Consider the following 14,818-nt stretch of genomic DNA (forward strand, 5'->3'; position numbering starts at 1 on the left):
AACCGCCCCGTTCCGTCAGTCCGCCTCGCGTTCCAGCTTGCGCGCCTGCACCTGCGTCTCGCCCGTCCGTGCTGCGGCGATCGCGGCCTGCAGCGCATCGGCACCATAAGGTTTGGCGAGCAGCACCGCGCCGGTGCCCGGCGGCACGCCCGCCGTGTCGCCGGTCGCGAAGACGATGCCGACGCCCGGACGCAGATCGCGTGCGCGGGCCGCGAAGGCCGGGCCGGAGGCGCCGGGCAGATTGACGTCGGTGACCAGCACGTCGATCGGCACGGTCTGGAGCGCGGTGGCGGCATCCTCCGCACTCGCCGCATCGACGACGACATAGCCGCAGGCCTGCAGCATTTCGGCGGTGGTCGCGCGGATGACCTCGTCATCCTCGACCAGCAGGACCGTGACCTGTCCCGCCGCGCCCGCGGCGCTGCGCAGCGGGGCGGGCGCCGTGGTCAGGTCGCGCGCGGCGAGACTGGCGCTGCGCTGACGCTGGTTGGCCAGCACGGTGCGGAATTTTCGGGCCAGCGCCTCGCGCGTGTACGGCTTCGACAGCAGCTCGACGCCGGCGTCGAGGCGACCGCCATGGACGATCGAATTTTCGGTATAGCCGCTGGTGAACAGCACCGCGAGCTCGGGCAGCCGCTCCTTCGCCTTGCGGGCCAATTCCGGGCTCTTGAGCGTGCCGGGCATCACCACGTCAGTGAACAGCATGTCGATCGGGATGCCGCTTTCGATGACGCTTAGTGCGCTTTGCGCGTCCACCGCCTTCAGCACGCGATAGCCGAGATCGCCCAGCATCTCGACCACGGTGGCGCGCACCTCGTCATCGTCCTCGACGACCAGCACCGTTTCGGTGCCGCCCTCGATCGCGCCGGTGTTGACGATGACCTCGACGTCCTCGCTGTCCATGCTGCGCGGCAGGTACAGTTTGATCGTCGTGCCGTGGCCGGGCTCCGAATAGATCTTCACATGACCGCCCGACTGTTTGACGAAGCCATAGACCATGGACAGGCCGAGGCCTGAGCCCTTGCCTTCCGACTTGGTTGAGAAGAAGGGTTCGAAGACCTTGTCGACGATGTCGGGGGGCATGCCGGTGCCCGTGTCGCTGACCGCGAGCATGACGTACTGGCCCGGCTCGACCTCGTCATGGGTACGGGCATAGTCGTCGTCGAGATGCGCGTTGGACAATTCGATGGTCAGTTTGCCCTGGCCGCTCATCGCGTCGCGCGCGTTGATCGCGAGGTTGAGCAGCGCATTCTCGATCTGCGCAGGATCGATGAAGCAATTCCACAGGCCGCCGCCGAACACCGTCTCCACCTCGACGCCCTCGCCGATCGCGCGGCGCAGCATGTCGTCCATGCCCTGGACGAAGCGGGTGACGTTGACGACCTTGGGCTCCAGCGCCTGCCGCCGGCCGAAGGCGAGCAGCTGCGCGGCGAGCTTCGACCCGCGCGACACGCCCGCCATCGCATTGGCGACGCGGCGTTCGGCGCGATCGTTGCCGGCGATATCCTTGGCGAGCAATTGAAGGTTGCCTGACACGACCTGCAGCAAATTGTTGAAATCGTGCGCGACGCCGCCGGTCAGCTTGCCGATCGTCTCCATCTTTTGCGCCTGCGCCAACGCTGCCTCGGCGCGGCGACGCTCGCCGATTTCGGAGATGACGCGCGCTTCGAGATGTTCGTTGAGGTGGCGCAGCTGTTCCTCGGCCCGTTCGCGATGGCGGACCTGGCGCTGCAGATGCTCGGCCTGATCGCGCAGCGACTGTTCGGCGGCGCGCTGTTCGGTGATGTCGGTATGGACGCCGACCCATTCGACGATCTCGCCGTCGGCATCCGTGATCGGCTGCGCGCGGATCAGGCAGTTGCGCCACGCGCCGTCATGGCGGCGGACGCGATGTTCGAACACGAAGACCGACTTGGTGGCGACCGCGGCATTCCAGGCGGCGACGGTCGCGTCGGCATCCTCGGGATGGACGGCATTCGCCCAGCCATAGCCGGCATAGTCTTCGCGCGACTGCCCGGTCAGCGCCGCCCAGCCGGGCTGTTCGCCGGTCATCTGACCATCGCGCGAATTGGTCCACAGGACGCCGTGGACCGCCTCCATCGCGCCGCGGAAGCGTTCGTTGCTGCGGCGGACCGCCGCTTCGCGTTGCGCACGCTCTTCGATATCGTTGGCGAGGACGTGGATGCCGAGCACCTCGCCCTTCTCGTCGAAGCGCGGCAGATAGCGGATGTCGACGCCGTGGAAGCTGCCGTCGCGGTGCGAGAGCCGCCCCTCCGACCGGATCGGCTCGCCTGCCAGCGCACGCTGGATGAGCGGCAGGCGTTCGGCATAGCTCACCTCGCCGATCACTTCGCGCAAGTGACGCCCGACGACATCCTCCGGCGCGCGGCCGAACCAGTCCTGATAGGCATTGTTCGCGAAGCGGTAGGTGAGGTCGCGGTCGATGTAGGAGATCAGCACCGGCAGCGCGTCGGTGATCGAGCGCAATTCCGCGGCGCTATGCGCGACGGCGGCTTCGGCACCGATGCGTGCGGTATTGTCGATCGCGGTACACATCACCCCGCCGACCGTTCCGTCGTCGAGATAGACGGGGGTGTAGAACAGATCGAGGAAAAAGGTCTGCGGGACGCCGTCGCGCAGCAGCGTCATCGGCTGGTCGCGATAGGCCACGACCTCTCCGGTCGCGCCGCGCGCCAGGATTGCGCGGTTCCACTCCCAGATTTCCGGCCAGACGCCTTCGGCGGTGCCGCCGAGCGCTGCCGGATGCTTGTCTCCCGCGATGGCGGTGTAGGCGTCGTTGTAGATCAGGACGTTCGCCGGCCCCCACATCAGCACCTTGGGCACCGGCGAGTTGACGATATTGGCGACCGTCGTGCGTAGTGCGCCCGACCAGTCGGCGACCGGCCCCAGCGGCGTCGCGGACCAGTCATGATTGCGGATCAGCGTACCGCAGCCCCCGCCACCCAGTGGCCATTGGGGGGTGGAACCAAAAGTCTGTTCTGGACGCAACGCGGGCATGCTGTTGAAATGGGCCGGGGTTGGGCGTGAGTCAAACCCTTAGGCAGGCCATTTCGTCGGATCGGTATGGACGCGCGGCCTGCCGCTCGCCAAAGCTCACATGCATGACCCAGGATGTTTTGATCGAGATCAATGGCGCGCTCGGGCGCCTGCGGTTGCACCGGCCGCGCGCGCTCCATGCGCTGAAACTGGCGATGTGCGAGGCGATGCTCGCGGCGCTGGAGGATTGGCGCACCGATGCCGGCATCGCGGCGGTGATGATCGACCACGCGCCCTCGGCGGACGGCGATCCCAAGGGCGCGCGCGGCTTCTGCGCGGGCGGCGATATCCGCATGCTCGCCGACAGCGGCGCGGGCGATGGCGCGGCGGCGCGGGCGTTCTTCCATACCGAATATCAGCTCAATCACCGGCTGTTCGCCTATGCCAAGCCGACCGTTGCGTTCATGGATGGCGTGACGATGGGTGGCGGCGTCGGCATTTCGCTGCCGTGCCGCTATCGCGTCGCGACCGAGAACACCAAGTTCGCGATGCCGGAAACGGGGATCGGGCTGTTCCCCGACGTCGGCGGCGGCTGGTATCTATCCCGCCTGCCGGGGCGGATCGGCCAGTTCATCGCGCTGACCGGCCACCGGCTCGACGGGGCGGAGGCGCATGCGCTGGGCCTCGCGACGCATTATCTGCCCGCCAGCGCGCTGCCCGAGGTGAAGAACGCGATCGCCGCCGACCCGCACGGTATCGATGCGATCCTGACCGCGGCAAGCGTCGCGGCCCCGCACCCGCGGTTGCTCGACCATCGCGCCGACATCGACCGGCTGTTCGCCTCCGATACGCTGGAGGAGGTGTTCGCGGCGTTGGAGGCGGATGGGGGCGACTTCGCCGCGCAGCAACTCGCGATCCTGAAGACCAAGTCGCCGCAGTCGATGAAGGTTTCGCTGCGCCTGCTGTACGACGGCAGCCTGATGCAGAGCTTCGCCGACGAGATGGTACAGGAATATGCGGTCGCGACGCATGTCGTGCAGCGCCACGATTTTCTGGAAGGCGTGCGCGCGGTGATCGTCGACAAGGATAACAGTCCCCGCTGGAACCCGGCGACGCCGGAGGCGGTGACCGATCACCTGATCGATCAGATCTTCGCACCCTTGCCGCCCGCCGAGGCGTGGACGCCGAATTAAGGAGAGGCCCGCATGTCCGATTACCAGACCATCCTCGTCGAGCGGCGCGATGCCGTGACGCTCATCACGCTCAACCGGCCGGAGGCGCTGAACGCGCTCAATGCGCAGGTGCTCGCCGATCTGCTGGCGGCGCTTGCGGCTTTCGATGCCGACGCGAGCCAGGGCTGCGCGGTGCTGACCGGCAGCGCCAAGGCGTTCGCGGCGGGCGCGGACATCAAGGAAATGGCGGCGATGGACTTCGCCGCGATGTACGGGACGAACCACTTCGCGGGCTATGAGCGGCTGACGCAGACGCGCAAGCCCGTGATCGCGGCAGTCGCCGGCTATGCGCTGGGCGGCGGTTGCGAGCTTGCCATGATGTGCGACTTCATCCTTGCCGCCGACACCGCGAAATTCGGTCAGCCCGAGGTCAAGCTGGCGGTCAGCCCCGGCATGGGCGGGTCGCAGCGGCTTGCCCGCGCCGTCGGCAAGGCCAAGGCGATGGAGATGTGCCTGACCGGGCGGATGATGGATGCGGCCGAGGCGGAGCGCGCCGGCCTCGTCAGCCGGATCATCCCGGCCGCCGACCTGGTCGAGGAGGCGGTGAAGACCGCCGCGTCGATCGCCGCGATGGCGCCGCTCGCGGTGCTGGCGAACAAGGAGATGGTGAACGCCGCGTTCGAAACGCCGCTGGCGCAGGGCATCCAGTTCGAGCGGCGGCTGTTTAACGGTCTGTTCGGCACGGCGGACCAGAAGGAAGGCATGGCGGCCTTCGTTGAGAAGCGGCCGGGGAATTGGTCCGGGCGGTAGGCCCGCTCTGCCGGTCCCTATTAGGAGAGGCCGGTTTCCAGTCCGTCATCGCGAGCGGAGCGAAGCAATCTAGAGCCGGATCAGGACGCCCTGGATTGCCACGCTTCGCTCGCAATGACGAATCTGGTGCCTCATTGCGCGTCAGGCCAAGCAGGCGCGAGTTCCACCGCGACCGACACATCGGCGCCGGCACGCAGCAGCATCGTGATCAGTGACGCGATCGAAATCCTGCGATTGTCGTGATTGAGAATATTGTTGAGCGTCGAGCGGCCGATGCCGAGCCGCGCGGCGGCCGTCGATTGCGGCACTGCCCACGCCTTCACCTGATTAGATAGGGCAAGCCGCAGGTTTGCCCGGATCGCCTCGACACGGGCGTCACAGGGCGTCGGGGGATCGATCATCGTCATGGGGAAACACGGAAAGGCCCCGGGTCTCCCCGGAGCCTTCCGTCGCAGCTTAGAACTTGACGTTGACGTTCGCGAAGAACGACCGGCCGACATAATCATAGCCCGAATAGAGCGGGGCATTGCCGATGGTCGTGAAACCGATGGCGCTGATCCGCGGGGGCTTGGTGTCGAGCAGGTTCCGCACGCCGAAGGTGAACTGGTACTTCTTCTGCACGTTGAACTGCACCGAGAGCTGGTGAAGGACGTAGCCGTCCGCCTCCAGGAAGTAATTGTCGCGATACTGCTGGACCAGCGCCGGATCGGTGATGCCGGTCAGGTTGTCGAACGCGAAATAGTTATAGGTCTTGTTGTGGTCGCCACCGATCCAGTCGAGCCCGTAGCGGACGGTCATCGGACCGAAGGTGTAGTTGGCGTCGAAATTGCCGACCCATTCCGGCGAGGTGACGATGCCGTTGGCGTCGGTCAGGAATTCCTCGGGGAACAGGCGGGTCGACTGTTCGGTGTACTTGGTGACGTTCGCGTTGAAGACGAACTTGCCGCCGAACAGGTCGCGGGCGTAGCGGCCGTTGAACTCATAGCCCTTCACGATGTTTTCGGACAGGTTGACGAAGCTGCTGGTGACGGTGAGCGCCTGGTTGGCGTCACGCTGCACGAAGCGGCAGAACCCGGCGTTCGGATCGAAATTCGGGTTGCTGTAGCAGCGCGACAGGATCGTCGCCCCGCTGAGATCCGACACGCCATTGTCGACCTTCACGTCGAAATAGTCGAGCGACAGCGACAGCTGGCCGACCGATTCGGGCAGGCGCGGACGCAGCACCGCGCCGACCGTCCAGTTCGTCGAGGTTTCCGCGCTCAAGCCCGCCTCTGCGCCGCCGACGCGGAACGAGGTGATGCTGTTGCGCTGTTCGAAGTCCGCCGGCAGGCCGATCGAGGCGCAGTTGCGCGCGATGATCTGCTGGTTGGGCGACTGCTGCGCGGGCACCGGCAGCGCACTGCATGGGTCGGAGTTGGTCGGCAGGAAGCCGCTGGTCGCGCCCAGGAACTGTTCGGCGAGCGCCGGCGCGCGATACGACGTGCCGTAGCTGCCACGGAAGCCGAAGCCGCGGAACGGCTCCCATTCCGCCGAGACCTTGTAGGTCGTGCCCGAGCCGTAGGAGGCGTAGTCGGTATAGCGGCCCGAGGCGGTGACGTTCAGGCGATAGGCGAAGGGCAGGTCCTGCAGCAGCGGCAGGTAGATTTCGCCGAACGCTTCCTTGACGTTGTCCTTGCCGACCGTCGGCGTCGCGGCGGTGAGGCCGAACAGATTGCCGTTAATCGAATTGATGTCGGGCTGGTCGTTGATGCTCTGGCGGCGGTGCTCGACGCCCAAAGCCAGCTGCGCATCGCCGCCCGGCAGCTTGAACAGCGGTCCGTCGATGTTGAAGGCATAGGTCGTCTCACGGAACGCCGTCGTGCCGCGGGTATTCGCCAAGATGTAATTGCGGAAGTTCTGCGGCAGCTGGCCGCCGATCACCCCGGCGGTCAGCGCGGGGGCGGCGACGCAATTGGGGTTGGAGGCCGCGCTGACGCAGCTGAACGTGCCGTCGGGGTTGGCGACGACGTTGAGCGAGTTCGCGAGGCGATCGATCAGGAACGACTGACCGGTGTAGACGCCATCGTTCCACGACTTGCCGACATAGGCGTCATAGCGCCAGCCGGGGAAGAAGAAGTCGCCGCGGATGCCGCCCGAAGCGCGGACGTAATCGACGGTCTGCGCGTCTTCGGTCAGGCCGAAGCCGATGAAGGCGCGCGCCGCGATGATCTGGCCGCTCGACGTGTTGGTCGGGTTGGCGAAGGCACCGTTGCGGATGTTCGCCGGGAGCAGCGGGCTGCCCTGGAGATAGTCGAGCGACAACTGGCGGTACAGCGGCGACCCCGACTTGCGGCGGGTGCCGAGCAGTTCGCCATAGACCTCTGCATTGCCGAGCGCCTGCAGCTTGTAGGTCGCCGACAGATAGCCCGTGTAGGTTTCGACGCCGGTGACGAGCGGTTCGCGCTGCATCGCCGGATCGAACGTGTCGCGGTCATAGGTGCCGACGCCGAGATAGCCGGGGAACGGCCCGGTGGTGACGCCGGGGGCGGGGACGAAGCGGTTGAAGTTGCCGAGCACGCCGCTGGTGCGGCCGATCGCCTGACGCGTCGGCAGACCGAGCGTGTTGATCGTGGTGCCGCCATTGTCGATCGTGAAGCAGTTGCGCGGATCGCCGACCGGGAAGGGATCGCCCGAGCCGAACGCCGACCCCTGGCCGTCGAGGAACCCGCCGATCGGGCAATTGAAGAACGGCACGTCGCCGCGCGCGAGCGCGTTGCGCTTGCGATATTCGAGCGAGCCGATGATGCCGAGGCGATCGGTCTGCATGCCGAAGCTGGCGCTGGCGCGGCGATCGACGCCGGCCCCGACCGCGGGCACGTTGGTCTGCAGATCGAGCTGCAGGCCGGTCAGCGCCTTGTCGGTGATGATGTTGACGACGCCCGCGACCGCGTCCGAGCCGTAGACCGACGAGGCGCCGGACTTCAGCACTTCGATCCGGTCGATGATCGCGGTTGGCAGCACGTTGAGGTCGGCCGCGACCACCGAGCCGCGCGTGCCGCCCGGCGCCAGACGGCGGCCGTTAAGCAGAATCAGCGTGCGGTTGGGGCCGAGGCCGCGCAGGCCCAGTGTGTTCGCACCCGTGCCGCCGTCGGTGACGAAGCCGCCGTAGGTGTTGTTGATCTGCGACGTGCCCTGCGTGATCGCATTGCTCTGAAGGGCGTCGGCGGCGCTGGCGAAGCCCGCCTGCGTGATCTCGTCCTTGCCGATGACGGTGATCGGATCGGAGACGGAGAATTCGTCGCGACGGATGCGCGATCCGGTGACGACGATGTCGCCGCCGCTCTGCGTATTGCTGCCCGCGTCCGCATTGGGCGACTGCGGGTTCTGCTGGTCGGTCGGGACCTGGGTGGGGTCGGGAACCGGGCTGGTCTGGGTATCGGTGGCGGTGGTCTGCGCAAACGCAGGCAAAGCAGTAGCGAGGGCGAGCGGCAGGATCGCCGTCGCCGCATAGAGATGCGACAGTTTCACGAATTAACCCCTTTGGTCCCAGCCCTTTACGGGCCTGCAGGCACCATAAGATCGGTTCGCCGCATTCGGATCAAGCGACAAAATGACAGCATTGTGAACGTTTCTTGGCGTTGTGATATGTATGCAACATTGTCTTATTATGTTGCGCTGGGGCATTGGAAAACGTCGCGAGGGCGGTGGTGGGCGCACGAAAGGTCCGCAATGCTCACTAACGTTGATGCCTCTGCCATCAGGCATGACGTTATGGACTGACCCAAGATCGGCCAAAGTCCCCTATGGCACCCGCTCCGCACTCCGCTATGTCTCGGCGCGAGCGGCGGACGGATCGGTGGAATCGACGGCGCACGGGAGAGGAAGACGTGACCATGGCGTATGAGCATATTCTGGCCGAGCGGCAGGGCGAGGTGCTGGTACTGACGCTCAACCGGCCCGATCGGCTGAATGCGGCGCCGCCGGCGCTGTTCGACGAGCTTCGCGACGCGCTGGCGCGTCTGGATGGCGCGCGGGCGGTACTGCTGGCGGGGGCGGGGCGGGCCTTTTGTTCTGGCGCAGACGTCGGCGGCGGCGCGCTGGGCGCCGACAATCCCGGCGAGACGACCTATGCGGCGCTGACCGACCAGTACAACCCGACGATGCTGGCGATCGCCGATTTGGGCGTGCCGGTGGTCAGCGCGGTGCGCGGACCGGCGGCGGGGATCGGGTGCAGCCTCGCGCTCGCGGCCGATTTCTGCGTGGCGAGCGAGACCGCCTATTTCCTGCAGGCGTTCGTCAATATCGGGCTGGTGCCCGATGGTGGCGCGTCGTGGATGCTGCCGCGGCTGATCGGGCGTGCCCGCGCGGCGGAGATGATGCTGCTCGGCGAGCGTGTGCCCGCGGCCAAGGCGCTCGACTGGGGCATGATCCATCGCGTCGTTGCCGACGAGGCGCTGGACGCCGAGGCGCTGGCGCTGGCGACGCGGCTGGCGGCGGGGCCGACGGTGGCGCTGGGCCTGATGCGGCGCGCCTTGGGCCAGGCCATGGAGAGCGATTATGCCGCGGCGCTCGCCGCCGAAGCGGATGCGCAGCGCACCGCGCGCGGATCGGCGGATTCGACGGAGGGCGGCATGGCGTTTCTGCAAAAGCGCAAGCCGGCGTTTCAGGGTCGTTGATGACGCGGGCGTGACATTTTGCGACACAAAAGCGCTGGACGCGGTGCGGTGTGTTGATCACACAGGACGCATGGTTCGCCTGACCGCTTCCCCGTACGCCGCTCCGGCGCTCGCCGCGCTGGCCCTGGCAGGTTGCACCGTCGGCCCCGATTATCGCGCGAAGACGCCCGCCGAGCTGGGCGTTCCCACCGCCTATTCGGTGCCGGCGCCGGCCAGTCCCGAAGACCTGACGCGCTGGTGGTCGAACTTCGACGATCCCGTGCTGGGCCAGCTGGTCGAGCAGGCGCGCGGCGCCAATACCGATATCGCCCAGGCGATCGGGCGGCTGCGGCAGGCGCGCGAGGCGCTGGTGCAGAGCCGCGCGTCCCTGCTGCCGACGCTGTCGGGGTCGGCGGGGTATCAGCGCAACGAGAATCTGCGCGGCGGTGGCCGTTCGTTCACTTTGCCCGACGGCACCGTGGTCGACACGGGCGGGGGCGGCACCAACAGCTTCTCTGCCGGCCTGTCGGCGAGCTATCAGGTCGGCCTGTTCGGCGAGGTCCGTCGGACGGTGGAGGCGAGCCGTGCGCAATATGAAGCGAGCGGGTTCGACTATGCGACTGTACTGCTGAGCGTTGAGAGCGAGGTCGCGCGCAACTACGTGCTGGCGCGCGCCTATCAGGCGCAGCTCGCCAATGCGCGCGCCAGCCTGGCCATCCAGGACGACAATCTGGAGATCGCGGGGTTCCGCGTGCAGGCGGGCCTCGTCTCGTCGGTCGATGTCGAGCAGGCGCGCAGCCAGCGGGCGCAGACGGCGGCGAGCGTGCCGCAGATCGAACAGCAATATGCCGCCGCGGTCGCGCGGCTGGGTGTGCTGACCGGGCAGGCGCCCGGCGCGTTGCGTAGCGCGCTCGCCGCGCCGCGTGCGATCCCGAAGGGGCCGGCGAGCGTCGGCGTCGGCATTCCCGCCGATGCGCTGCGTCGGCGCCCCGACGTGCGCAGTGCCGAACGCAGCCTGGCCGCCGCCACCGCGCGGATCGGCGTCGCCAAGGCGCAGCTCTATCCGGCATTGGCGATCACCGGGAATATCAACAGCAACGCGACCAGCCTCACCGGACTCGGCGATGCGATCACCGGCGGCTTGTTCGCCGGGCTGACGCAGGCGATCTTCAATGGCGGGCGGCTGCGTGCGCAGGTCCGCAGCAACGAAGCGGCGGCCGACACCGCCTTCGCCAATTACAAGGGCGTGGTGCTGCTGGCGCTCGAGGATATCGAAAATGCCATCGTCGCGCTGGATTCGGCGCGGCGGCGCGAGACGCAATTCGCCATCGCCTATGATGCCGCCAACGCCTCGGCGATCCTGAGCCGCAGCCAGTATCGCACCGGGCTCACCGACTTCACGACGCTGAACCAGCAGGAGGCCGCCCTGCTGTCGGCGCAGAACGGCCTGACGCAGGCGCGCTCCGATCAGGCGACCGCGCTGATCGCGCTGTACGACGCGCTGGGCGGCGGCTGGGATCCCAGTGTCGTGCCGCAGGCGCCCGAACGCGGCGCCACCCCCATTTTCGCAACGGAACCCCGCTGATGGCCGACGCACAGCTCGACGATTTCCTCGGCGTGAAGCCGGCGCCGGCGTGGCGCCGCTATGTGAAATGGGCGCTAGTCGCGATCGGCGTGGTGCTGCTCGCGCTGCTGCTGAAGAGCTGTTTCGGCGGCAAGGCGGAGGCCGGCTATGCGACGCAGGGCGTGGAGCGCGGCAACCTGACCGTGACCGTGTCGGCGACGGGCAAGCTCGCCCCCACCAATCAGGTGACGGTCGGCTCGCAGCTGTCGGGCCTCGTCACGAAGGTGGTGGTCGACGTCAACGATCGCGTCCGGGCGGGCCAGCCGCTCGCGCTGATCGACCCGCAGCAGATCGACGACCAGATCCGCCAGCAGCGCGCGCAGATTGCCGCCAACCAAGCGCAGGTGAACCAGGCGCAGGCGACCGTCGCCGAAAGCCGCGCGCAGCTCGCCCGCCTCGAAGAGGTGTACAAGCTGTCGAACGGGCGCGTGCCGTCGGGCACCGAACTCCAGTCGGGCCGCGCGGATTACCAGCGGGCGATCGCGGCGCTGAAGACCGCGCAGGCGAACGTGAGCGCCTCGCAGGCGTTGCTCGCGCAGAGCCAGACGCAGCGGCAGCGTGCGATCATCCGCTCGCCGGTCAACGGCGTGGTCCTCGCGCGCCAGATCGATCCGGGCGCGACCGTCGCCGCCTCGTTCAACACGCCGACCCTGTTCGTGATCGCCGAAGACCTGTCCCAGATGAAGCTGGAGGTCGCGATCGACGAGGCGGACGTGGGCGAGGTGAAGACCGGGCAGAAGGCGACGTTCACCGTCGATGCCTTCCCCGGCCGCACCTTCCCCGCAACCATCAACCGCGTCGATCTGGGATCGAACCTGACGGTCAATTCGGCGAGCTCCACCGCGACGACGGCGACGACCGCCTCGTCGAACCAGGTGGTGAGCTATGCCGCCGACCTGACGGTCGCCAACCCCTCGTTGCAGCTGCGCCCGGGCATGACCGCGACCGCGGATATCGTGACGTCGGACAAGCAGAACGTGCTGCTCGTCCCCAATGCGGCGTTGCGCTTCAAGCCGAGCGATGGCGCGTCGGCCGGCGGATCGAGCGGCGGCATCGCCGGATCGCTGACCTTCCGCCCGCGGCGCGATCGACCGGAGCGGACCGCGACGCTGGGCCGCGGCGCGACGCAGACCGTCTACGTCAAGGGCGCCGACGGCCAGCCGCAGCCGGTGCAGGTAACGACCGGCGACAGCAACGGCACGATGACCGAGGTGCTGAGCGGCGACCTGAAGCCGGGGCAGCAGGTGATCACCGGCCAGCTGGCGGGCAATGGTGACAAGGCCGGCGGATCGCGGCGCGGCGGCGGTGCGGGCGGTGGTGCCGGCGGTGGCCGTCGCGGGGGCGGGGCCGGTGGGCAGTAACTCGCCACACCGTCACCCCGGACTTGTTCCGGGGTCCACCGGGCAGCGGGGGCAGCGCTTGAGCCTCCAGCCATTCCCCTCGCCGCGGAGTGGACCCCGGAACGAGTCCGGGGTGACGGGTAGGGCGTGGCGCTGTTGCGTGCCTCCCTCCGTGGCGGGAAAGCGGGACGTTGCCCATGGCTGACCCGCTCATCGCGCTGCGCAACGTCACCAAGGTCTACGGCACCGGCGCGACGCAGTTTCAGGCGTTGAAGGGCGTCGACCTCGACATCCAGGCGGGCGATTTCGTCGCGGTCATGGGGCCGTCGGGGTCGGGCAAGTCGACGACGATGAACATCCTCGGCTGCCTCGACGTGCCGTCCGGCGGGACGTTCCTGTTCCGCGGCCATCATGTCGAAACGCTGGATCGCGACCAGCGCGCGCTGCTGCGGCGGCGGTATCTCGGCTTCGTGTTCCAGGGGTTCAACCTGCTCAGCCGCACCAGCGCGCTGGAGAATGTCGAGCTGCCGTTGCTCTATCGCGGTGAGGACAAGAAGACGCGGCGTGAGCTGGGCATGGCGGCGCTGGAGAAGGTGGGGCTCGATCGCTGGTGGGATCATACGCCCGCGGAACTGTCGGGCGGCCAGCAGCAGCGCGTCGCCATCGCGCGGGCGATCGTGACGCAGCCCGATGTGCTGCTCGCCGACGAACCGACCGGCAACCTCGACAGCGAACGATCCGTCGAGATCATGGAATTGCTGACCGACCTCAACCGTACCGCCAACATCACCGTGCTGATGGTGACGCACGAACCCGACATGGCGGCGTTCGCGCGCACGGTCGTCCACTTCAAGGACGGTTTGGTCGAGCGGATCGAGGCGCAGCATCGGCAGGGCGAGGCGGTGGAGGCATAGATGCTAGGCACCACCTTCATCCTCGCGATCCGGTCGATCCGGCGGCATCTGCTGCGCTCGTTCCTGACGATCCTGGGCATCGTGATCGGCGTCGGCGCGGTCGTCACGATGGTGACGCTGGGCAAGGCGACGACGGCTGCGGTGCAGCAGCAGATCAGCGCGCTGGGCAGCAACGTGTTGCAGGTGCGGCCCGGCCAGGGCTTCGGCCGGGGGGGTGGCGGTCCGCCGCCGCCGCCGTTCAAGGTGCCCGACGCGGACGCGGTGGCGACGCAGATCGCCGGGGTCACCGCGGTCGCGCCGCAGACCAATGCCAGCGCCACCGCGATCTACGAGGGCGCGAACTGGTCGACGACGATCAACGGCACGACGCTGGCATTCAACACGGTGCAGCCGTGGCCGCTCGCCGCCGGGCGCTATTGGTCGCCGGCGGAGCAGGAGGCGGGCAAGGCGGTGTGCCTGATCGGCAATACCGTGCGCAAGAACCTGTTCCCGTCCGGCAATGCGGTGGGCACGCGCATCCGGCTGGGCAATGTCAGCTGCGACGTGATCGGGGTGCTGACGACGCGCGGGCAGGGCGGCTTCGGCGATCAGGACGATGTGGTCGTCATGCCGATCAAGACGGTGCAGCGCCGCTTCGTCGGGAACGACGACGTGCGCGTGATGCTGGTCGGCGTCGATCCAGCCTATTCCAGCGCGACCGTGCAGTCGTCGATCACCGCGCTGCTGCGCGAGCGCCGTCACTTGACCGGCGCGCGGCCAGACGATTTCAACATCTTCGACACCAAGCAGATATCCGACACGCTGACCGGCACGACGACGCTGCTGACCCGGATCGTCGCAGCGGTGGCGGCGATCAGCCTGGTCGTCGGCGGGATCGGCATCATGAACATCATGCTGGTATCGGTGACCGAGCGGACGCGTGAGATCGGCATCCGCCTGGCTATCGGCGCGGTCGCGCGCGAGGTGCTGTTGCAATTCCTGGTCGAGGCGGTGGCGCTGTCGTGCCTGGGCGGGATCGTCGGGCTGATCATCGCGCAAGGCGTGATCCTGGCGCTGGTGCCGCTGATGCAGGTGCCCTGGACGTTCGATCCGCAGATCAACCTGATCGCGTTCGGCATATCGGCGGTGATCGGGGTGGTGTTCGGCTATTTCCCGGCGCGGCGCGCGGCGGCGCTGAACCCGATCGACGCGCTGCGGCACGAATAAGGCGCGCAACATAGACAACATGAACACCTTAATGGAAACGATCGGGGGGTATCGTTTCGGTTTTGGTGGTGGTGAGACAGAGCGGTTCGGTGCGTTCGCCGGGTTAGCGCGGGGGCGGCGT

10 protein-coding genes are annotated in these 14,818 nt (G+C 67.6%); 7 read left to right on the plus strand and 3 right to left on the minus strand.

The genetic code is table 11. The features are described from left to right. Nucleotides 1-15 precede the first annotated feature (15 nt). The gene (locus ACGVWT_RS04135; RefSeq protein WP_315461572.1) at nucleotides 16-3,018 is read right to left on the minus strand and encodes a PAS domain-containing protein; all 3,003 of its coding nucleotides are present in this window, start codon (nucleotides 3,016-3,018) and stop codon (nucleotides 16-18) included. 104 nt (nucleotides 3,019-3,122) lie between these two features. Here ACGVWT_RS04135 and ACGVWT_RS04140 point away from each other — a divergent pair, with 104 nt between their 5' ends. After that, entirely contained in the window at nucleotides 3,123-4,190 is a 1,068-nt protein-coding gene (locus ACGVWT_RS04140; RefSeq protein ID WP_315461571.1) for an enoyl-CoA hydratase/isomerase family protein, read from the plus strand. Nucleotides 4,191-4,202: 12 nt separating this feature from the next. After that, nucleotides 4,203-4,979 carry an enoyl-CoA hydratase gene (locus ACGVWT_RS04145; RefSeq protein WP_043059147.1) on the plus strand — a complete coding sequence of 259 codons (777 nt, stop codon included), beginning with the start codon at nucleotides 4,203-4,205 and terminating at the stop codon, nucleotides 4,977-4,979. 131 nt (nucleotides 4,980-5,110) lie between these two features. Here the strand turns inward: ACGVWT_RS04145 and ACGVWT_RS04150 are convergent, their stop codons facing one another. Continuing rightward, on the minus strand, nucleotides 5,111-5,386 hold the full coding sequence (locus ACGVWT_RS04150) for an XRE family transcriptional regulator (protein WP_315461570.1): 276 nt from the start codon (nucleotides 5,384-5,386) through the stop codon (nucleotides 5,111-5,113). Between the two features lie 49 nt (nucleotides 5,387-5,435). Beyond that, on the minus strand, nucleotides 5,436-8,486 hold the full coding sequence (locus ACGVWT_RS04155; RefSeq protein WP_315461569.1) for a TonB-dependent receptor domain-containing protein: 3,051 nt from the start codon (nucleotides 8,484-8,486) through the stop codon (nucleotides 5,436-5,438). 365 nt (nucleotides 8,487-8,851) lie between these two features. On the opposite strand from ACGVWT_RS04155, the gene ACGVWT_RS04160 reads away from it, so the two are divergent. The 5 genes from ACGVWT_RS04160 (at nucleotide 8,852) to ACGVWT_RS04180 (ending at nucleotide 14,697) form a co-directional block, all read left to right on the plus strand. Then, the gene (locus ACGVWT_RS04160; protein ID WP_315461661.1) at nucleotides 8,852-9,634 is read left to right on the plus strand and encodes an enoyl-CoA hydratase-related protein; all 783 of its coding nucleotides are present in this window, start codon (nucleotides 8,852-8,854) and stop codon (nucleotides 9,632-9,634) included. A 70-nt stretch (nucleotides 9,635-9,704) separates the two neighbouring features. Continuing rightward, on the plus strand, nucleotides 9,705-11,198 hold the full coding sequence (locus ACGVWT_RS04165; RefSeq protein ID WP_315461568.1) for an efflux transporter outer membrane subunit: 1,494 nt from the start codon (nucleotides 9,705-9,707) through the stop codon (nucleotides 11,196-11,198). Continuing rightward, a complete protein-coding gene (locus ACGVWT_RS04170; RefSeq protein ID WP_315461567.1) occupies nucleotides 11,198-12,598 on the plus strand; it encodes an efflux RND transporter periplasmic adaptor subunit in 1,401 nt (466 codons plus the stop codon). The genes ACGVWT_RS04165 and ACGVWT_RS04170 overlap by 1 nt, the downstream gene beginning before the upstream one ends. Nucleotides 12,599-12,774: 176 nt before the next feature. Next, nucleotides 12,775-13,491 (plus strand): ABC transporter ATP-binding protein, encoded by a 717-nt coding sequence (locus ACGVWT_RS04175; protein WP_315461566.1) that lies wholly within the window; start codon nucleotides 12,775-12,777, stop codon nucleotides 13,489-13,491. Further along, nucleotides 13,492-14,697: an ABC transporter permease gene (locus ACGVWT_RS04180; protein ID WP_116461644.1), complete on the plus strand. Its 1,206-nt coding sequence runs from the start codon at nucleotides 13,492-13,494 to the stop codon at nucleotides 14,695-14,697. The last annotated feature ends 121 nt before the right edge of the window (nucleotides 14,698-14,818 follow it).

The organism is Sphingomonas sp. S6 (assembly GCF_043498045.1).
Classification (GTDB): Bacteria; Pseudomonadota; Alphaproteobacteria; order Sphingomonadales; family Sphingomonadaceae; genus Sphingomonas.

Excerpts from the sequence above, each read along its gene's own strand:
- ACGVWT_RS04170 (WP_315461567.1), top strand. The coding sequence starts at position 11,198 with ATGGCCGACGCACAGCTCGACGATTTCCTCGGCGTGAAGCCGGCGCCG.
- ACGVWT_RS04145 (WP_043059147.1), top strand. The coding sequence starts at position 4,203 with ATGTCCGATTACCAGACCATCCTCGTCGAGCGGCGCGATGCCGTGACG.
- ACGVWT_RS04175 (WP_315461566.1), top strand. The coding sequence starts at position 12,775 with ATGGCTGACCCGCTCATCGCGCTGCGCAACGTCACCAAGGTCTACGGC.
- ACGVWT_RS04135 (WP_315461572.1), bottom strand. The coding sequence starts at position 3,018 with ATGCCCGCGTTGCGTCCAGAACAGACTTTTGGTTCCACCCCCCAATGG.
- ACGVWT_RS04140 (WP_315461571.1), top strand. The coding sequence starts at position 3,123 with ATGACCCAGGATGTTTTGATCGAGATCAATGGCGCGCTCGGGCGCCTG.
- ACGVWT_RS04180 (WP_116461644.1), top strand. The coding sequence starts at position 13,492 with ATGCTAGGCACCACCTTCATCCTCGCGATCCGGTCGATCCGGCGGCAT.
- ACGVWT_RS04160 (WP_315461661.1), top strand. The coding sequence starts at position 8,852 with ATGGCGTATGAGCATATTCTGGCCGAGCGGCAGGGCGAGGTGCTGGTA.
- ACGVWT_RS04165 (WP_315461568.1), top strand. The coding sequence starts at position 9,705 with ATGGTTCGCCTGACCGCTTCCCCGTACGCCGCTCCGGCGCTCGCCGCG.
- ACGVWT_RS04150 (WP_315461570.1), bottom strand. The coding sequence starts at position 5,386 with ATGACGATGATCGATCCCCCGACGCCCTGTGACGCCCGTGTCGAGGCG.